This window comes from Legionella bononiensis, assembly GCF_016786215.1.
GTDB classification, from domain to species: domain Bacteria; phylum Pseudomonadota; class Gammaproteobacteria; order Legionellales; family Legionellaceae; genus Legionella; species Legionella bononiensis.
Map to the genome: position 1 here is coordinate 179258 of NZ_JADOBG010000010.1, position 19894 is coordinate 199151.

Here is a 19894-nt window from a genome sequence, read left to right on the forward strand (position 1 = left end):
TTTTTATGATTATTTATATGTTTCCAGGACAAGGATCGCAGGCACAAGGGATGGGTAAAGAACTATTTCCTATCTATCCTAAAGAAACCGCCCTAGCCTCTGAGATGCTAGGCTATGATGCGGTTTCGCTATGCCTTGAGGATAAAGAGCAAAAACTCAATAAAACACAGTACACGCAGCCATTAATCTATCTGGTATCTGTCCTGGCATTTTTAGAATCAAAGAAAAAACCTGATGCAGTTATCGGCCATAGTCTTGGCTTATATGCCGCTCTATTCGCCGCTGAGATCTACACCTTTGCCCAAGGTTTAGAGATAGTTAAAGAACGAGCAAGACTCATGGCGCAAGCTCAAAACGGCTCTATGTTGGCTGTTATTGGCGAGCACTGCGATAGCCTCGCTGATTTGTTAATTACAGAAGGCTTTAATGATGTGGATGTTGCTAATGACAACACCTATACCCAAAGAGTCTTAAGTGGCAAAAAAGACCGTCTAGCAGAATTAACCCCATTATTACAAAAGGCTCATTTTCGTGTCATTCCACTGGCTGTTAGCGGCGCATTTCATTCTCGTTATATGAACGATGTAGCGTATTCGTTTTTTAGATTTTTAAGTCAATATGATTTTGCTGAGCCTAAAATCCCTGTTATTTCAAGCACCCACGGCGGCATTGTTCGCACCTCTCATTTGCTTGAAGAACTGACCTATCAATTAGTTCAACCTGTGCGCTGGAGACAAAGCATTGTTAGCCTAATCAACCGATACCCACAGGCCCATTTTCAAGAAATTGGTCCAGGTCATGTATTAAGTCAACTTAATCAGCAGATTATGACCTATAAAAAGGAACTCGCATGAAAAAAACGATTATTATAGGCGGTGGAGTCGCTGGGATGAGCGCTTTATGGGCACTTCATAAAACTCATGATGTCACTTTATTCGAATCATCAGCAGAAGTTGGCGGCCATGCGTACACTCACGAGGTAGTGCACCAAAACCAAAAAATCTCTGTCGATATGGGCGTAGAGTATGTACACGAACGTCTGTCACCTAATTTTTTTGCGCTGATTAATCAACTGGAATTACCAACTTACATCGCCCCCCTCTCTTTTTGTGCCTTTAAAGCAGAAGATAGAGAGCGTAACTATTGGAGTAATGTGCGCCTGGGAGGCACCCTAAATAGTCGTTTTTTCACAGAAATGGATCGCTTTCAAAGCGAATTGCAAAACTTAGTATTCCAAGATAAAGACCAATTAAAAAAACTATCCATAGGTGATTTTGTAGCTCAAGGTAACTATTCCGATGAATTTGCGAAGCAAGTCTTATTACCCATCCTAACGACCTTTTCTGGATGTCGTGCTCCTTCACTTGAATACTCACTACTCTACATTGCTATCTCATTTAACATGAATCTGTTGTCGTTTTTTTCTTCTTGCCATTGGCGTAAGTTATCTGGGGGAATTCACCAGTATCTATTAAAGCTCCAGCAACAATTAAATAAGCACATCAGACTCAACTGTGCGGTCACCAAGGTTTCACCCCAACAGGATAAAGTCCTGGTAACGCTAAGAAACGAGGAGACAGTAGAAGTCGATCAAGTACTCTTTGCTTGTCAAGCCGAAATCGCTCTACGATTACTTGATAAACCCAGCGAATCGCAGCAAAAAGTCCTCAGTGCCTTTGAATACGTTGACGTGCAATCATGCATACATACTCATAAAGAAGCACTGAACTTACCTAGTAATGCTTACGAATACTTTCAATTTGAACTGGCTCAAAATCCAACTCATAATTTTCCTGGCTACCTTACTCGAGTGATCAATAACCTAAAACCTTATCAGGATTTAAACACTCCATTGTTTGTTAGCTTTGATAGAACAGAACAACTAGCCCGTGATAAGATAATAGCAACTAAAAACTGGCGCCTGCCTAAACTGAGGCCAAAGGATTTATGGAATAAAATGCAAGTACGGACCATTCAAGGCCAAAATAACCTCTGGTACTGCGGCACTGATTATTCATTAACTGGACATGAAGGAGCAATGGTTTCAGGTCTGGTTATTGCTCATCGTTTAGGAGCAGAGTATCCTTTTGAAGACAATTGGCTAGCAAAATCCCAATTTAATACTATCAAGCAATTCATGGGGATTTACACTACAACAGAGCGCTTAAAAACAACAATAAACCAAAAGACTTTTTCTTTGGTAAAGAAATTAAAGTTACACCAAAAATTCGCTCATCATTTTATTGGCGAACTTTTGTTTTAGAACACTCAAACAAGCACTTAGAAAGATCTTGGGGATATATATGAAAGTAACATTTGATGAAGCCAGTTTAATACTATTTAATATGCAATTAGAGCTCATCCCGCTCCTGGAGGACAGCGCCAATTTAACCCACAACTGCATTTGGCTATCGGATCTATTTGCAACTCACGACTTGCCTGTAGCACTAATCGAACATGAAAAATTGGGTAAAATCGCGCCACCAATTCTACAAGAAGTACCTAAGGCCAAAATATTAACCAAACACCATTTCTCCATTGCCGAAGAACCCACAATTATCAACTACTTAAAACAACTTAGTCGAAAGCAAGTAGTCATAGCCGGTGCTGAGTTACATGTCTGCATTTATCAATCTGTAGTAGATTTACTGGCACTTGGATACGAAGTATTCGTCCTCGCCGACAGCGTTTCCGCTCGTAATCGACAAGACAGTCAATGGGCACTAGAGCGATTAAAAAAGACAAAGTGCGAATTAATTACCAAAGAAATGCTTTTTTTTGAATTAATCAAACATTCAGAACGGCCAGACTACCTTGAGCTTGCAATGAAATTTTTAGATGGCCGATACATTCGATAGGAATACAATACTATGAACCAAATAAAATCTTGGCATCACGCCAGCCAAACCCTCACCTTATTGCTTATCATGTTTATTGACGGCGTAGGTATGTCCTTGATTATCCCCCTAAGTGGCGACCTCTTTTCTCCAGGGGCTTACTCCTTACTCAGCGCTGATGCACCCAATTGGATCAACCAATTTTACTACAGCGCCAACCTGGCCGCTTTTTCTATTGCCATGATTTTTGGCGCCAGCATTTTAGGACAACTCTCGGATAAATACGGTCGAAAACTAGTCCTTAATCTCTCCTTATTAGGGGCATTAGCAGGCTATTTACTATGTGCCATCGCAGTGATTAGCCATGCTCCTTCACTTTTTATTTTAGGGCGTATTATTGATGGACTGACTGCGGGCAGTATTCCAGTGGCGCAAGCGATACTCACCGATATTGACAGTAAGTCAAACCAAATGACCAGCATTGGACGAGTCATGTTTGCTGTGACATCCGGTTATATGTTCGGGCCAGTGATTGCCGGGAGTGCCTATCTGGGCAATACCCCAAGCCACACGCTACCCTTTCTGGTAATTGCACTATCCTGCATAGGGTGCATTGGGTTATTAAGGCTCATTAAAGAAACTAAAAGCCCACAATCAAATCTACAGAAGTTAAAACTTTTTAGCTCATTAACTTCTGTCGTCAACTTATTTAAACTCTATGCCTTGAGAAGTGCCCTGCTTAGTTTTTTCTTATTTCAATGCGCCTGGACTTTGTTTTATCAATACCTACCTAAACTACAATTGGGCAACAGTACGGCTTTAATGGCCGCGATAGGAGCCGCCATGTGCTTTGGATTTTGTTTCTTAGTCCCTAAATTAAAAATTGCCCCAGTTAAACTCATTAGCGGTTGTTTTACTCTCTTCGCAGTATTAAATTTTAGCTTTTTAGTCCCTGACTTAAGTTATGATCTCTTTAGCGTAGTAGCTGTATGTATGGCTTTATTATATGCCGTTGGTTACTCAGCCATGCTAGGCTTTGTGTTGTCTATCTCTAGTGATAGTGAAAAAGGGCTAATTCTTGGATCCGTCGCGTCAATTTGCGCCATTTCTGCAGCATTAACTGCACTCTTAGGTGGCTATCTCAATGCGCTAAGTAATGTTGCCTTCTTTAGCGTCTTATTGTTAATGAGTCTCACCGCCTTGCTGATGTTCTTTAATGCATCTCGTACTCAAACTTTAAAAGCAGCATAAATGCCTAAAATCTTGATCGAAGCTAAAGGACTTAGCTTCCACCCACCACAAAAGCTCAAACCTTTATACTCTGATTTGGATTTGTGTTTATCAGATACAACACACTTCATGGTTGGTGATAATGGTTGTGGCAAATCAAGCTTAGCAAAAAGCCTAGCCCAACAATCTCCTCAGGTAAGTCATTTTGGAATTGTGGGTTACTTAAGTCAAGAATTGAATCCCTTTACAGGAACAGTTGCTGAGAAACTCGAGGTTAATGAGCTCTTAAAGGCATTACAACGCTGTGAAGAAGGCGGTATCTTAGAACAAGATTTTGAATTGCTGGAAAACAATTGGGACATTAAAGCCATTTTAGAAAAACAATTCGAGGCCTATGAACTACCCACCACAATTTTGAATCAACCCTATACCAGTTTGAGCGGAGGAATGCGCACTCGTCTTAATTTACTCATTTTAGAAAGACAGCGCTGCGACTTTTATATACTTGATGAACCATCCAATCATCTCGATAAAACCAGCAGAATTTGGTTAATGCATTGGATAAAAGCACATCCCAATTGCCTCATTATCAGTCACGATTTAAGTCTTTTAGAACAAAGTCAAGTCATTTTAGAGTTAAACTCCAAAGGGATACACCGCTATCAAGGAGGCTGGGAGGAATACCTGGCTTCCAAAAAACAGCAGGAACTTGAATTAGAACGGAAAGTAGCACAAACACAACAGGCCTTGGCAGAGAGCTTAAAAGCAAAACAAAAAAACCAGGAAACCTTACAAGCAAAACAAAATAAGGCCCAAAAAGATCGCCACCAAACGAATCAGTCCAAACTGATTCTGGACAAAAAGAAGGCAACCAGTGAATCAACTGGAGCACGTCTTGCTGGTTTAAATGAAAAGCGGGTCAGTGAAGCAACAAAAGCCTATACATCAGCTAAAGAAGAACTCATTGAAGTCAAACCTCAGTCCTTTAGAGTGTCTCCAGTGGCAGCACAAAGCAAACAACATCTAATTTTAGATAACATTATCTTGCCTTATGGACATCAAAATCCAATCAATCTCCAACTTGCCGGTGGTGAACACTTATGGCTATCTGGAGAGAATGGCTCAGGAAAATCAACGCTGTTGAAAATTATTCAAGGGACAGTACAACCACTACAAGGTTCTGTGATCAAACCTAAAGAAACCGCGCTCTTGGATCAACACTTTAGCTTTTTAAATCAAGAAGAGAGTGTACTAAGTAATTTCTCAAGGCTATCACCAGGATTAAGCGAAGCAGAATATCGAACCATCCTCGCCCAATTACGCCTTAGGAGAGAATCCGCTCTACAACCAGTTTCTACTTTAAGTGGAGGAGAAACATTAAAGCTGGCACTAGCTGTATTATTTAGCGGCCTCAGCTCTCCCCCTTTACTGCTGCTTGATGAACCAGATAATCACTTAGATCTCGCATCAAAAGCTTTATTACTTACAGCCCTCAAACAATACCAAGGCTCTATAGTCTTAGTCAGCCACGATGTACATTTTGTACGAGCTTTAAATATAGATAACGAATATATATTGAGCAACCGCAACTTAAAATCCTGAGACACAAACCTAATTAAGCATTAAAACGATGCGACAAAAAATGCTTCTCCTTAACGCCATCCAGGCTTTGCTCCACGGATACAATGGTTTTAGCTAGGAGACCTTGTGGATTAGTTACCGTAATTTCTTTTAAGCTATAAACTAATTGCTCAAGGTTATTAAAGTCTGTATCAATTAAATCCAGCACCTTCTTAACCTCTTTTAGTCCCATATTGGTTAATTCCGCCTTAAAAAAGCAGGGATTTGTATGGCGGTGAATTGTGTTTTATGTTTGCATTTCAAATGTAGACGATCATTTGAGAAATCAGGGGTTTTTTCACCAACCAGATGGCTGGGTCTTATCTCCTGCATACGATATGATTCCAGTTGCACATTCTGATGGTCTTAAACTAAATATTTCTGAATCTGATAATACCCAATCTCTAGAATTAGTTAAATCAGTTGCACCCTATTTCCGGGTTTACAAAAATATAGCTGATGTATTATTAACTGAAATGCTAATGATCATTAAGAACTGGCGAAAAATAGCATCACAACTTGGTATAAGCCAATCAGAACAAAAAAGTATGGCATCGGCATTTAGATTGGTTGAATAATCATATAGTTAAAGTAACTATACTATCAAAATGTTATTTTTAGAGATAGATAAATCATAGTATTGTGACCCAAACGTGTCATAACTGTGACAGCGCTACGCGATTTTAGGTAGTTATAGGAAGTTTCCCTGGGAGTTGAAGCATCTCAATGCATTGATTTTATTGATATTTATAAATAAATCGTCTGGCATCGAAGCAAACTATCGAGGGTTCGTGCCTTTCCGGGGCACTGCATTCATCCACAACGCACCCTAACTCTTAATCTATAATTTTTAAAATTAAATTCCTCCCTTATTTGGAGCAGAACCATTTTTTTCTTCTTTCGTTTCATTGGATTGTTTTGTACGCTGGGTCATCGTGTTATTGGTCACAAAAAAAGAATGCCGGGTAATCAGATTAGCATTATTGGAGATATTTTCTTTATCAGATACAGCTGCCGAGGCATAGGTATTTACTTGTAAATCAATATCAAACCCCAACTTCGAATTTAATATACGTATGCGTTCAATAAAATACAAACCACGTTCATTGTCAGGCGACATCTTGATAAAAGTCAGCATATTTCTTTTGTAGGTATCGGATAACTTGAGAGAAGGAAGTTCTTCAACTGCTGCAATAAAAGCTTCATGAGTATCATAAGCAGGAACTATATAAAAGTCAGAATTATTATGCCAACCATCTAATAATTTCTGACTTAATTGAGTCAATATATCGCTCAATTGATGTTTTTTGATAGAACATTGGCTACGTTTAAGTGAGTTTACAATGTCAATCAGATCCCTTAGAGAATTAATGCGAGTACAATAGAGCAAATCGGATATCTTCTTGATGACATTTTTTCCCTGCAACGAAACACCATCTATCACTTGGCAAAACTCAGGCCCAGTAATCGTTTTCTTTGCCTGTATCATTTTATCTATAAAGACAGTAACTCCTTGAACTATTTGCTGCTCAGCAAGACCATTTTTTTTCGCTTCAGTCACATAGTGAACAACATCAAAAGTTCCATTAGTGTATGGAAGTTTAGCAATTAAGTGCTGAATATGTGCCAAGACTTTGGGATGATCCAGCGATACATACGATTTTAAATTATGGAATGCTGGAAGATTAGTACTAAATCGTATTACCAGGTCAGCTAGTAAATCAGGATTTATTTTATTATGAAGTGAAAGCAAATCGACAATTCTTTTAACGCGAAAACACAATGTTATTTTGCTGCCAAACCCAAGCGTCATGATTTTATCAATATTATTCTTTACATAACTGTTTAATAGATCAACCGTCATTTGCTCAAAGCCATCAAGCTTTTTACTGTTTCTAATGATCTCAGAATAACTTTTAAGATAATTTAACCTATTAAACAGATCGTCAGATTGGTTTGATATTTTCTTTGCCAGGACTTGATCAAACAGGTTGGTTAATTGCTTTTTATAGGTAGCCTCTTGAGTCACATGCGATTCGATAGCATTGACGATCATACCGCGTAGATCTTTCGGTATTCTTTTCATTGATTTTAATGCATTCAAAGCCATAGGAGAAAACAAAGGTAAGGATTTATTTCTTAATTGTTCAAGAACTATATCCTTTGCCTTTTGAAGTTCCGTTTCAATTTCTGCATTAATGGATTCTCGTAGGTCATCAGGTAGATAAGTATCTGCAGGTTGTAGGAATTTTTTTTCCCGACCAACCACAGCATGGAGATCACCATACATGCTGAAAATTTTTATCTGCTCAACAGTCATCGTAAGAAAATCAGGAGAAGACGATGCCACTTGAGCATGGATATAATCCCTGCACATAATCTTAAATAAGGCTGCACTATCTGAATTACTTAAATCGGCTTGTTCTTTAGTAAATCGATGTATTCCTGAATACTCAAACAAAGTAAGTTTAATACCGGTTTGTTGTTCATATTCCTTTTGTAAATAGATTGCTTGTAATAATGGAGCATGGTGATGAAATGCTTCAGCAATGCCCTCTGTAGTTCCTCTCAATTGTTTATTGGCAAATACAGCATCTTGAGTGAAATAAATTGCATCAAACTGATCAATATGATAAATAATTTCTGAGTGGGCTGATTTACTATTACCCCCACCTATTTGTAAGGAAGCGATCAAATCCAGCAATGCAGTTTCTTTTAGTTTTTCATCATCTCGTGCATCGTCAACGCCAGCTATAGTCTTTTTTTTACCAAAGCCTGAAACAATATTGGTTTTAGCGATCGATTTAATGTGTTGATGTTTTGGATCATTATCTACAATTAAAAATCCTGCCGCTGCAAACGGTACAGCACCAAAACCAACTAAAGCAACAGACCGATTAGGATTTCCATGTTTCGTTAAGCGATCCGCTTTTTTTGTTCTGGTGGGTTTCCCCTTTCGGCGTAATGTTTTTCTTATTTCTAATTCAGCCTGAGTTTCTATATTTTTATTTTTCTTATTCACCGTCGCGGAGGGGTCAGCTATTCCACGTGCAAATACTATCCCTTGTTCCATTGCCGCATGCATATTGACTTCATCCAGGACGCGCTCAGGATCATAAACAGCAGGTTTCTTTATCAATTTCATATGCTGTAATTGTTTTAAAGGTAAAACGTCAATGTCAGGAGTATATAAGGTCTTTAACAAGTGATAGCTTTGCTGTTTTGGAGTAGCAGCAGCTATTTGAGTAACCGTTCTTTGATAACCTTTAACATGTTCATAATATTTTTTTACATTACTTTTTTGACGAAGAAACCCGTCCCCCTGATTTTCAATTAAGCTCCTGGCCTCATAAATCAGTTCCGTCATTTCAGCTTTCGCCTGTGAATTGTCTTTGGCAATATCCTGGTAAAAATCCAGATATTGAGCATTGTAACTGTTGGTTGATCGTGCCCGAAGAACGTCTATTGAATCCGCATCATGCAGAACTTTTTGATATATATTTTTTTTTCTTTGCCCAATTAATTTCCAGCTTAACTCGCCGTGTTCATTACTCACCAGCTGAAAATATTTACCCTCTTTCATATCTTTGTTGGCAATAGCCTCAGCTAATAATTTTGCTTTAGCATCAGATACTTTTAAGATTTTACTATAATAATAATATGCTAGCAGGGCACTATCCTGATCCCAATAATCTATACCCTCACCTCGTTCTCTGCCTGCATCATGAAATAGTGCTGCAATCTGAATGAGTTTTAGGTCTTCGCTTGTTAATGATTCTGCATCTACATCTCCATATCTTCGATATAGATTGACTAATACAGGGATGTAATAGGCAACACGATTAACATGCTGAAGACCATGAAGCTCCCGGTTAATTTCAGTTACTTCACTTACATCCAATATATGCGGTGTGGAGTAGACCTTTTTGAATAGGAGTTTAGAGTGAACCGAAATATCGTCGGATAATCGAATCGTATCTTTTTGCGGATCAAATGGTTCAATTCCTTTCCTTTTTACAATATCGGACTCATCATCACAGGTGATTAATTGGCGATGTAGCTCGCCTATTCTTTTATAGAATTGATTCAGAATTTTGTTGGTATTTTTTGAAGGATTGTGACGATTCAATGTATCGGACAGAAACTCAGCTAAAGCAAATTGAGTACTGTTTTTATGGTTTTCTAATTCAGTGAGCATGTTCCTGCAGAGTATTATTTGTTTGTTTTTTCCTTCTAAATTAAATACAACACCTTTAAAAGCCACCTTCTTTTCCAATGATTGAAGAAGAGTTGTCAACTGGTTATGTATCTCGATAAAGGTCAAAGCCATGCGCTGTCTCTGAATAGCAAATTATATGCCTTTAATATACACACTATAGTGAATAAAAGCACATGAATGAGGCTTGAGCGTCTTCAGATTATAATCCATAGCTGGTGGGTTGATGAAATTGCTCCCGTATTACGACTTCGTCTAATACGGGTTACAATCGCCGAAAACACTCGTTTTCATAGCAAACTGGAGCCGGTCTAATATCGATCCTTTTAGCAATAATCAATTTGTATCATTTTAAATGATTTGCGTCCGGGAGAGTCCTCTGTAATGGCATTATTTGGGGTATCATTTAACATGAGGTAACTCGATCAAGCGCTGTTTTCTTCTATGTGCACTTTTACTTGCTATAATTAATGGATAAGGATTATTTTAAAGAATGAGCTCAGACGGCCATTTCAGCGATGTCATATTCTTATTATTCGTTTTATTCATTCGAACATTCGCCTCTTTGGTAGTCTCTGTTTAATCTGTATTGGGATTTTTTACGACTACCAACAGGAGTTGATGCTGTGAGTCTCAAACAATTCAATTGTCGCTATTTATTAAATGAAGATCGCATTATTTTTCGCTTTAACACGGTAGATCATAATGAATACATCTTCTGGTTCACGCGCAGAATCACTCATTTTATTCTAAAATCAGCCAGTCAATTTATTCAAAATGAATATACAAAACTCACACCTACAGTTGCCAATTTTATAACAGAGATAAATCAATCTGATAAACAGAAAGCAAACTTTACAACCGTCTATGAGCCAGGCGTCAATTATCCTCTGGGGGCTGATCCTGTATTGGTGATGAATGCTAAATGCACAATGATGAAAATCGAAGGACAAGATGTCTTCTCACTAGATTTTGTTCTACCAGGTGGGGCGAATTTAAATCTCAAATTAACGATATCCATAATGAAACCATTGATCCTATTAATAGAAGAATTGAATGTTCAAGCGAATTGGGGAAGTCCGATTGGTTAGTTTACCAAAGTTCCGATACAGAACACACAGAACATGTCTCATTAAGCACTTTGAGCGGAACTACATCTCTGTATTCAAGAATTAGATGCAGTAAACACTTTAAATATAGTTCAGATATCATTACCTGCCAAATATTTGAACTAATTGATCTGTAATATTCGAGATGTGCTCATTGGTACTTTGTTAAGGAAAAAAAGGTAGGTGGAATCCTGACCCAACAATTACGTACTCTTTTTATGAACTAACATTAAAATCATATGAATATGCTAAATTTTTAAAATCTCTAATCATCAAGAGAGCCTGTATTACATAAAGTCGTAATGCAGGATCAACTTCATCAGATATTCAACTTTTCAATTTGAGTTGAACCAATACTCATCGTCCAACTCAAAGAAATTAAGCATTGCAGAAAATTCAGCTCATTTGGCGTTGAGTCCTAAATTCACTTACATCCTGTTGGGGCAAGCGATCTAATGTTGTTTGTGTCTCTTTAATTCGCTCTTTAAGGCTCGCCATTTCCTGACCGATTGATGCTTTTTTATCGTTAATTTCTTGATCACTAAATTGCTCCTCACCTAAATCCCATTCATCCTCATAGGATTGATCAAGAGTTGAAAGTTCAATTTCCAAGTCGCTCAATTTAACTTTCATCGTATTAAGACTATTCTTAAGTGTTTGAATCTGCTTCATCAAGTGCAAATCATTCTTTTGCATCTTAAAAGTGTCTGCTTTTTGTTTTTCAGCTAATTCCCTGGCATCTGATAAATCGTCTTGGGTAAAAGGTTTTTGATTATCATAAGTACACGATAAATTATGTAAAAATCCTTTCGGATATTCATCCCATGTATAAATACCATAACCCCATTCCTCTCCTTTATTTCCTAGAGCAAAAAACCATGGATCAACAATAAGAATCTTATCTTTACTTTCTTCCAGGTTTGCATAAGAAAGTTCTTTATCATCATCAAATCCAACAATAACAAAGTTATGAGTACCGGCGGCTCGTAGTTTTTTACCGGTCATATCCGATGAAGGGTTATGCGCTACTATTCGTATCGAAGGAAGTAATGAAGGATCCACTTCGTCATATGCTCTGCCATCCAATTTGCATTCTTTCATTAAATTAACAAACGCAAATTGTGCCAAGGTATGACAGACTCCTGCTCTATCTGACTGAACTACTTCGGCAGTTTTCTCCATCGACTCTTTAACCAATACTTCTTTATGAGATAAGGGGTGTTCGATGCCCTGACCTTTTCTAGGACCTTGCTTTCTATACTCTCTTACATTTTGTAGTGCATCATTTTGTATTGCATCATTCGCCTTATTACAACGATCAAGCACGGCCAATACATGTGGGGGCTGTTCATGAAACTTGTTTTTAATATCCTTCACATCAGTATTAACACCTGGGATACAACCAAAAAACGTAATGGCATCACGAACACCAAACTCTGAAGTATCACACTTTGTACGCATTACTTCACAAATTTCATGTTTCATCGCCTCAGTCATTGATTTACTCATAATACACCTCGAATACATTATAAAATCATTTCAAAGGGCTGAAGAACAATTGAACGCCCTTGTATGATTTTTATTCTAAATGTTTCGCATTAATGATTTATGATAAATAAACATCAATAACTGCATTACTTATGCACAAATTGCATACAGATAGCGCCAATATTACCCATAAAAGCCTTCTCTCGACTGGCTGTGATTCGATTTTAAAGATATACTCTTGTTGAAAATAAGCTGGGGTTGAGTCAAAAAGAACACCTGGTTGACGCTATGAAAGCCGGATTTAAATGACGAAGTCAGCCATTCCAAAGTTAAAACTCGGACAAATTAAAGTTAATGACACAGTTTTTAAAAACTCCGCAACCCTTAATTAAAACATTGAATACACTATAGACTATCAACTATGAAACCTATTGCACGTGGATATTTACATCTTGTAGCATTTTTTATCACTCTCTGTGCATGCACTCTACTCATCATCTCAAGCAATGGGGCTTACGCCATTTTTGCCAGTGTCATCTATAGTGTAACCCTTATTGGACAGTATGGTGTGAGTGCGCTTTATCATACCCGCATGTGGAGTCGGGAAAAATATTTAGTACTTAGACGCATTGATCATGCGGCTATATTTGTATTAATCGCTGGATCAGCGACACCCATGTGTCTACTTAAGTTAAAGAGCCCCTTTGGATTACATCTTATATCCACCCTTTGGATAGTTGCGATAATTGGAATGATCATGACGACCCGATGGACTCACGTGCCGAAATGGGTTAGAGCGTCTCTTTATGTAGCTATGGGTTGGATTGGAGTTCTTTATTTTCCCGAAATTAAATCTTCGCTGGACCCAACAAATATCCAATTATTAATATTAGGAGGACTTAGTTATACTTTAGGCGCGATGATCTATGCGTTTAAATGGCCGGATCCCTTTCCTAGCGTCTTTGGATACCATGAAATCTTCCATGTTTTCGTTGTATTAGGAAGCAGTTTTCATTTTTGGCTTAACTATAATATTGCGAGCTAACTCTATATCTGAGTCTGTCATTGATTGACGTGTTCACTCAAATTAATTGGCCTAACTAGGTCAAAATTAATCATTCAAACTATATACGACCTAACAGATAAAGTAATAATTATATTTAAGATATTATAAACCGGTTATATTATGCGATGCAGGATTTAATCTTTTAAGGATGTCATAATGAATAGACGATGTATCTTGATGTGTACACTTTTAAGCTCAATGGTTGTTTATGCGGATCATTGTCCACCACCCAATACACTTTTTAGAAAGCAAGGTAACCAGTACATTACCTTAACCCCTCCCGGCTGGCGCTGGGCAGAAACCTGGGGCGGAAAACCAGAATTTAATTCGGATAATGTACGATTAAATTATGCTATGTGGGATTCTAAAAGAATAAATCCAGATGATGCGAATCGTGTTCACTGTGTTTATGGAAATCCGGTTTTTGATGGCAGTAAATCCAGTGGCCTGTTACAGACAGTAAACATCATTGCGCGATCCAATATCGAAAATAAACCGAATTGGCGTCAATTTGGTGAGACTTATTTTAGATGCGATGGTCCAGACGTTTTTAAATGCCTGTTTGGCTAGATTGACTAGTCCTGCCTTAGTATGTTGGCGTTGGGCTTAACAAAGCCCAACAGATTCACCAACTTGTTGCATTCAACTCCAAACCGATGTGGTCGAATGACTATAAAGAGTGTTGAATCCTACTCAGGAAGGATCTCGCCTGTGCCACCCATCTCCGCTGGTACATTCTTCATCTTTATTACTCCATCATGAATCGGTAGCACAGTTTCCTGATAGTGAACATGCACTGCTGCCTTGTGTTGAAAATCAGGGATAACGGCGGCATAAACATCAATAAGTTTCAACAAAGGATGATCGGTCATTAAATGTCCGCCGCAAATCGTACAAAACTTCCGATAACTCCGCTCAGTCTTGTGATAAACTCCGACATTGTCCTCTCCTTCTGTTATTCGAACCGATTCAGGTTTCCATAAACTAAATGCATTAACAGGAGCTGCTGCCCAACTACGACAATCAGCACAGTGACAGTAGCCCATGCCTACAGGCTCCCCGCTTACTTCTATCTTTATGGCGCCACAAAAACAACCGCCCTTATAAGTTTTCATGCTCATCTCGGTTCTCCTTATTGAATTCATCCTAATACGTGCTCTTTAAAGATATGCTGGTTTGTTCACCAATTAAAATGCGCTATAACTGATTATAGGAGTTAAATTTTAATCGAATCAGATTGATATGAATCAAACAACACGTACGAGCCCCAGATCGACGCAATAAACGATCGTGTGATCGAACGATTGACGTACCAAATCTTGATTTATACAAGCATAAGCCGCCCTACCTCAGGTATGTAATTTATTCATCACGCCTCTCAGCAGCCAATAACTCCGATGACTCTTCCTTTTGTTTGTCTGGCAAAAAGCCGCCGACCTGAGCATCCCATAAGGTTTTATATAAACCACCGTTCTTAAGCAATTCGCTATGAGAACCATCTTCTACAATATGTCCATTATCAAATACTAATATCCGATCCATATGCAAAAGAGTGGATAAACGATGCGCAATAACCAAGGTTGTTTTTCCTTGCATCAGATCCCATAAACTATCCTGAATATTCGCTTCGGTGATGGAATCAAGTTGAGAAGTAGCCTCATCAAGCATTAAAATTGGAGCATTTTTTAATATAGCTCGGGCTATGGCAATACGCTGACGCTGTCCCCCTGAAAGCTTCACCCCTCGCTCACCCACCAGAGCCTCATAACCTTCTGGCAATTGACTAATAAATTCATGAGCATGTGCTTTTTGTGCGGCAGCAACAACTTCTTCATCCGTAGCATCAGCCCTGCCATAGCGAATATTATCCATTAAGCTGCGATGAAAAAGGGTCGGATCTTGCGGAATCATAGCAACAGCTGATCTCAGGCTATCCTGAGTGACCGACTGAATATCCTGACCATCAATAAGGATTTGACCATCCAGCACATCATAAAGCCTTAAAATCAGGTTCACAAAGGTTGATTTACCACTACCCGAATACCCCACCAAACCAACTTTTTGACCCGGAGCAATAATCACTGACTTATTTTGAAAAAGAGAATAGGCGCCATGATAATGAAATTTAACTTTGGAAAATTCAATATGGCCATGGGTGACCACCAATTGAGAAGCCGTGTTTCTATCCTTGATGCCATGCGGTATAACCAGAGCATTCAAACTCTGCTTGCATTTACCAAGGGCCTGGTTAAATTGATCTACTTGGAACATGGTGTACCACATCATATGACCCAATTCCATTGAAAGACCGAGGATCAAAGCAAAATCACCAATACTGATAAGACCTTTGCCATACAAATGGATTAGGGTAAAGGCAGCACACCCCATCATCACGGCAATCATGCCGCCCTGCGCGCAGCACAATAAAACAATAAATAACTCTTTTCTTTGAAACGCATGTTGTACCAATCGAAAATAGCGATTCATTCGATCGACCTCGTACCTCTGTTGAGAAAAAATACGGATATTCGATTGATTTCCTAAAGCATCAACCAGCTGACCAGAAAGCAGGGATTCACTGCTTGCATGATCATCGGACAAATGAACCAGGCGTACTGACATCCAGATACTGAATGAAGCAAATGCAAAGAACCAGAGTAATAAAATATAAAAAAACAGAACATTGACATGATAAGCCATAATAAAGGAAACAATCAGCAAGGAAGCTCCGCGGATAAAATCCACAGAAACTCGATGAAGAATAATTTCGAGATTATCGGCAAGAGTAGTAATCTGATCGGAGATGCGCCCCGATAAATTATCCTGAAAAAATTGATGGGAAGATCCCAATACATAATCAAAAGTTTGGCTAATTATTTGGTTTTTGATGATCGCTTCGTACTTATAATTCAAATACCCGAGCGTTCGCCAGGTTACATTGTCAAAAATTATAAAGTTCAATACCAATAATCCGGCTATCCAATACAAAGAAGAAAGATCCAGACTTGTCTTTGATGCCAAGGTATTAATGAACGATTTAACCAATAAACTGTTAAATGGCCCCCAAAATCCAGCTAATACAGCAAGCAGGATAAACACAATTACTCTAGATCGATAAGGCTTTAGAAAATGCCAGACAAAAGAACCTAAATGATTTGGCAAACTAGGTGCTTCAAAACTGGTTTTTGAGGGATGAATACGGCTTATGTCTTTAAATTGAATCGGCTTATAGTTCATGATGTACTCTTAAGTATGTCTGTCAGGACAATAAAAAAAACAAAAAGTCAAAAATGACTTTGTTCGCTTTGCCCTAGAGATTGGGCGTACTTAAGATGTAGTTTTCATGACTCAATTAACCTGCTTTTGAATGATTTTTCTAATTAACAAGCAATATTAAAATAAATTAATCAGGAATGTCAATGTTATGCTCCTAATTATATTTCATCACCAGATTTTTACTGTTATTGCTCCCATGGTGGTTTAGGCGTTGTTAAAAGCGGGGTATGCCTCTGTTGATCCTCAGCCTCAGAAGAAGCAGACAAATCAGATGTTGTATCCGGAGCTTCATCTGATCGTGCTTTTTGAAGTTGCTCTTTAAAGTGCTGCGTGACTGCTTTTGTCTGGTACGCTTTGTCTTTTAATTCTGGCATTAGAATTTTGGGATTCATTCCATGGAAATCCGTTCCATCCAACTCCTCCACATTACGTGCGAAGCCATAGGTTGGAAAAAAATAATTTAGCGCAGGTGCCAAGGTTTTGGGTAATACCTGTTCAGCAAGAATATGTCCATTACGAGAGTTGGCGCAATACACTGTAGTTGAAATGCAACGTCCCGTTTCAGGATCTATTTGTGCACCAAACCCTGCCCTCCATTCATTCATATCCCCAGTATGATAAGCTCCAATCACTTCTTTTTGATCATTTTTTACAAGTCCGATGCCCAATCCCCAACTCACATGTTTCCTATCCTCGTCATCAACCCGTACCTCGTCAACGAGCTTATCCTCTGACTGAGGGAAATAGTCCTTTTTCATCGAAAACACGGGCTTCACCAGTTTGAACGCATCATTCAACTTATCATCATTGATCCAGGACGTTATAAACCGGGCATAATCTGACGCTGTTGTCTTTAAACTATTCGCGGCTACAAGCTCAGGTCCATAAGTAGTGTGAGGCATATTTAAAGCATGAGGTCCAAATACATTGGCCCAGGCTAATGATTCCAAATCAGAATCTGTAACCGCCTTAATGGCCACTTGCAGACAATCGATACCAGGTCCAGAATAGGCATAATGTGTACCCGGTTCGAACTGAAATGCATAAGGTTCTTGAGCCACAATATGCAAGCCAGTTCTATGAGACAGAACCATCTCAGCATTTAACTTTTTTGCCCATTCATGATACTCAGGTTTAAATTTTTTAAGAAAAGGATTTTCATCATCAGGTACTGTTGTTCCATGTTCATCTCGAAACACGGCATACAAAGGAGTGTGTAAATTAAATCCACTGTTGAATTTCGTGAATGTTCCAAAACCCGGTATGGCTTCATCCGCTTTATTCGTTGCCATCAGTTTTAAGACCAAATAGGCGAATACCGGTTTACTGAGAGAGGCAGCGCCAAACACTGTCTCTGCGTCAACAGGACTTGCAGTAGTTTCTTTACTGCCTTGAGTCGTTCCGATAGACATAGTCGAAATTGCCTCATGTCCGTATGAAGCAATAGTCGCTCCGGGAATTTTGGCTGAGGTCATTAATTGTTGTGTTGATTCTCGCGTTACCCCATTCAGTTCATCAACTTCAGTCACGTCAAGCTGAACATCTTTCAAAAATGCTGGCCCAGGATGTATTTGTGGCAAAAATTCTGCAAGACCGGTTGACCAGGGTTCTGCGACATGCCCTCCATTATGAAGTCTGCATCCAATACCTAACTCTTTGGCTAATAACATGGTTGCTTGTGCCAAAGGTTCATCACCTAATCCACGATCACCAGTTTCTTGAATTCCAGCCTGTAGTTTGACATTAACTTCACCTTTGGGTACTTCCCGTTTGGAAAGCTCGTCATAGCCAGTTTTTAGCATGTGTAATAAATAATTTTGCTCTTCTTTATTTGCCAGAGGCGCTCGCCAGGTTCTATCGTCTTCATAACTCACAGCACCCTGACTCACTTCACCATTTAATCTTGAAGTGGATGGTCCCCACCAAACCGCAGGTGATTGAGCAATCACTTGACCATAAATATCGGGATGCATTTTAGCGGTATACAATGCCTGAAGACCGCCCATACTTTGTCCACATACCCCTGTTTTCCGGGGATCAGTAGTAACAGGTATACCGGCTTGTCGTAAAGCGCCAGGTATACGAGCAAGAATCGCATCGGTTTGTAGATCACAACTGTATTCTTTAAGCCTTGGCATAGACACCCATTTCCCATTCTCCATAGTGGGTTGTACAGGTGATACAAATACTGCGATGACAGGCTCCATGGTACCTTCAGCGATTAAATTATCCAGAATATTGTGTGTGCCCATGCTATTTCCAAAAGCATCCTGACGTAAATGCATGTCTCCATCCAGCATCACTTGAACAGGGTACTTTTTTGATGCTGATGACGTATATCCCGCTGGAAAATAGACTTCAACGAATTGCTCCCCTGATCCTAATTGATAATGCTCATCCACCTTCCCGCTTAAAATACCCTCTGCATTAAGCACACGTGTTTCAATGCTGCCTTTGTTTTCCTGAGACAACTTAGGATTTTTATAAACAGAATTAACTATTTTTCCATTTGATAAGGCAATTTTGTTGATAATATTCGGTTTTTGAGACAACTCTCCTGGCTTCACATCTGGATGCATAAAAAAATCGCTACTCTCATTAGGAGCCATAGACCTGCTTGCAATCCATGAACCATTCATCTCTTTGGTCATAGAAAGCATATGATCTGTTCCATATGCATCACGATAGCCGAATAACATTTCCTTAGGGATTGGAGTCTCAAGATTTGGCGTATAAATAAATGTTGCTGTAAGCTCTGGTGAAGTAGCATCAATAACTACTTCAACTATCCCTGCGCTTGCGCCGGTTACAGCTAGCTTGATGGATTCTGGCATCTGAATTTAATCTCAGTAAATTCATAGTATAGTTTAAAGAACTAGTGGCATTGTTTCCTTGTGGATTTAATTTACGCAATATTTTCAGTAAATGTTCCATAGTTCCTGGAACAACATCTGTTTTTAGTTTTTAAAATGATGCCATTAGATATAAATTAGAATCAGAACTAATCGGATTAAATAAAAACCCAAAATAGCACCTAAAAAACCATTTTAAT

Annotated in this window: 15 protein-coding genes; 9 read left to right on the forward strand and 6 right to left on the reverse strand. The window is 38.8% G+C overall.

All coding sequences use genetic code 11. From position 1 onward, the window contains the following. Positions 1-5: 5 nt before the first annotated feature. The 5 genes from IZU94_RS06095 to IZU94_RS06115 are packed head-to-tail and all read left to right on the forward strand — an operon-like array spanning position 6 to position 5669. Positions 6-854, forward strand: coding sequence for an ACP S-malonyltransferase (locus IZU94_RS06095; protein WP_203108981.1), 849 nt, complete (start codon positions 6-8; stop codon positions 852-854). Next, positions 851-2263, forward strand: coding sequence for an FAD-dependent oxidoreductase (locus IZU94_RS06100; RefSeq protein ID WP_203108983.1), 1413 nt, complete (start codon positions 851-853; stop codon positions 2261-2263). Before IZU94_RS06095 ends, IZU94_RS06100 begins: the two co-directional genes overlap by 4 nt. Positions 2264-2303: 40 nt before the next feature. Next, entirely contained in the window at positions 2304-2858 is a 555-nt protein-coding gene (locus IZU94_RS06105) for an isochorismatase family protein (protein ID WP_203108985.1), read from the forward strand. A 12-nt stretch (positions 2859-2870) separates the two neighbouring features. Continuing rightward, positions 2871-4088 carry an MFS transporter gene (locus IZU94_RS06110; RefSeq protein WP_203108987.1) on the forward strand — a complete coding sequence of 406 codons (1218 nt, stop codon included), beginning with the start codon at positions 2871-2873 and terminating at the stop codon, positions 4086-4088. Then, the gene (locus tag IZU94_RS06115; RefSeq protein WP_203108989.1) at positions 4089-5669 is read left to right on the forward strand and encodes an ATP-binding cassette domain-containing protein; all 1581 of its coding nucleotides are present in this window, start codon (positions 4089-4091) and stop codon (positions 5667-5669) included. Between the two features lie 13 nt (positions 5670-5682). Here the strand turns inward: IZU94_RS06115 and IZU94_RS06120 are convergent, their stop codons facing one another. Then, positions 5683-5880 (reverse strand): hypothetical protein, encoded by a 198-nt coding sequence (locus IZU94_RS06120; protein ID WP_203108991.1) that lies wholly within the window; start codon positions 5878-5880, stop codon positions 5683-5685. A gap of 49 nt (positions 5881-5929) precedes the next feature. Between IZU94_RS06120 and IZU94_RS06125 the strand changes: the two genes are divergently transcribed. Further along, on the forward strand, positions 5930-6265 hold the full coding sequence (locus IZU94_RS06125) for a HipA domain-containing protein (protein ID WP_203108993.1): 336 nt from the start codon (positions 5930-5932) through the stop codon (positions 6263-6265). Between the two features lie 278 nt (positions 6266-6543). Here the strand turns inward: IZU94_RS06125 and IZU94_RS06130 are convergent, their stop codons facing one another. After that, the gene (locus tag IZU94_RS06130) at positions 6544-10017 is read right to left on the reverse strand and encodes a SidE phosphodiesterase domain-containing protein (RefSeq protein WP_203108995.1); all 3474 of its coding nucleotides are present in this window, start codon (positions 10015-10017) and stop codon (positions 6544-6546) included. Positions 10018-10529: 512 nt separating this feature from the next. Between IZU94_RS06130 and IZU94_RS06135 the strand changes: the two genes are divergently transcribed. Then, on the forward strand, positions 10530-10994 hold the full coding sequence (locus tag IZU94_RS06135) for a hypothetical protein (RefSeq protein WP_203108997.1): 465 nt from the start codon (positions 10530-10532) through the stop codon (positions 10992-10994). Between the two features lie 414 nt (positions 10995-11408). On the opposite strand, the gene IZU94_RS06140 is transcribed toward IZU94_RS06135, so the two are convergent. Continuing rightward, on the reverse strand, positions 11409-12521 hold the full coding sequence (locus IZU94_RS06140) for a hypothetical protein (RefSeq protein ID WP_203108999.1): 1113 nt from the start codon (positions 12519-12521) through the stop codon (positions 11409-11411). A gap of 400 nt (positions 12522-12921) precedes the next feature. Here IZU94_RS06140 and trhA point away from each other — a divergent pair, with 400 nt between their 5' ends. Together trhA and IZU94_RS06150 are read left to right on the forward strand one after the other, a co-directional pair. After that, entirely contained in the window at positions 12922-13545 is a 624-nt protein-coding gene (gene trhA / locus IZU94_RS06145; RefSeq protein ID WP_203109001.1) for a PAQR family membrane homeostasis protein TrhA, read from the forward strand. A gap of 177 nt (positions 13546-13722) precedes the next feature. Then, on the forward strand, positions 13723-14136 hold the full coding sequence (locus IZU94_RS06150) for a hypothetical protein (RefSeq protein WP_203109003.1): 414 nt from the start codon (positions 13723-13725) through the stop codon (positions 14134-14136). A 119-nt stretch (positions 14137-14255) separates the two neighbouring features. On the opposite strand, the gene IZU94_RS06155 is transcribed toward IZU94_RS06150, so the two are convergent. The 3 genes from IZU94_RS06155 to IZU94_RS06165 all read right to left on the reverse strand — a co-directional run bounded on the left by IZU94_RS06155 (position 14256) and on the right by IZU94_RS06165 (position 19676). Beyond that, complete coding sequence (locus IZU94_RS06155; protein ID WP_203109005.1) at positions 14256-14687, reverse strand: GFA family protein; 432 nt, start codon at positions 14685-14687, stop codon at positions 14256-14258. A 241-nt stretch (positions 14688-14928) separates the two neighbouring features. Continuing rightward, the gene (locus tag IZU94_RS06160; protein WP_203109007.1) at positions 14929-16803 is read right to left on the reverse strand and encodes an ABC transporter ATP-binding protein; all 1875 of its coding nucleotides are present in this window, start codon (positions 16801-16803) and stop codon (positions 14929-14931) included. Between the two features lie 224 nt (positions 16804-17027). After that, positions 17028-19676, reverse strand: a complete 2649-nt coding sequence (locus IZU94_RS06165) for an alpha/beta hydrolase-fold protein (RefSeq protein ID WP_203109009.1) — start codon at positions 19674-19676, stop codon at positions 17028-17030. Positions 19677-19894 lie beyond the last annotated feature (218 nt).

What these genes read in the sequence shown, in the direction of transcription:
- IZU94_RS06095 (WP_203108981.1), top strand. Translation starts at nt 6, where the DNA reads ATGATTATTTATATGTTTCCAGGACAAGGATCGCAGGCACAAGGGATG.
- IZU94_RS06100 (WP_203108983.1), top strand. Translation starts at nt 851, where the DNA reads ATGAAAAAAACGATTATTATAGGCGGTGGAGTCGCTGGGATGAGCGCT.
- IZU94_RS06105 (WP_203108985.1), top strand. Translation starts at nt 2,304, where the DNA reads ATGAAAGTAACATTTGATGAAGCCAGTTTAATACTATTTAATATGCAA.
- IZU94_RS06110 (WP_203108987.1), top strand. Translation starts at nt 2,871, where the DNA reads ATGAACCAAATAAAATCTTGGCATCACGCCAGCCAAACCCTCACCTTA.
- IZU94_RS06115 (WP_203108989.1), top strand. Translation starts at nt 4,089, where the DNA reads ATGCCTAAAATCTTGATCGAAGCTAAAGGACTTAGCTTCCACCCACCA.
- IZU94_RS06120 (WP_203108991.1), bottom strand. Translation starts at nt 5,880, where the DNA reads ATGGGACTAAAAGAGGTTAAGAAGGTGCTGGATTTAATTGATACAGAC.
- IZU94_RS06130 (WP_203108995.1), bottom strand. Translation starts at nt 10,017, where the DNA reads ATGGCTTTGACCTTTATCGAGATACATAACCAGTTGACAACTCTTCTT.
- IZU94_RS06140 (WP_203108999.1), bottom strand. Translation starts at nt 12,521, where the DNA reads ATGAGTAAATCAATGACTGAGGCGATGAAACATGAAATTTGTGAAGTA.
- trhA (WP_203109001.1), top strand. Translation starts at nt 12,922, where the DNA reads ATGAAACCTATTGCACGTGGATATTTACATCTTGTAGCATTTTTTATC.
- IZU94_RS06150 (WP_203109003.1), top strand. Translation starts at nt 13,723, where the DNA reads ATGAATAGACGATGTATCTTGATGTGTACACTTTTAAGCTCAATGGTT.
- IZU94_RS06155 (WP_203109005.1), bottom strand. Translation starts at nt 14,687, where the DNA reads ATGAGCATGAAAACTTATAAGGGCGGTTGTTTTTGTGGCGCCATAAAG.
- IZU94_RS06160 (WP_203109007.1), bottom strand. Translation starts at nt 16,803, where the DNA reads ATGAACTATAAGCCGATTCAATTTAAAGACATAAGCCGTATTCATCCC.
- IZU94_RS06165 (WP_203109009.1), bottom strand. Translation starts at nt 19,676, where the DNA reads ATGCCAGAATCCATCAAGCTAGCTGTAACCGGCGCAAGCGCAGGGATA.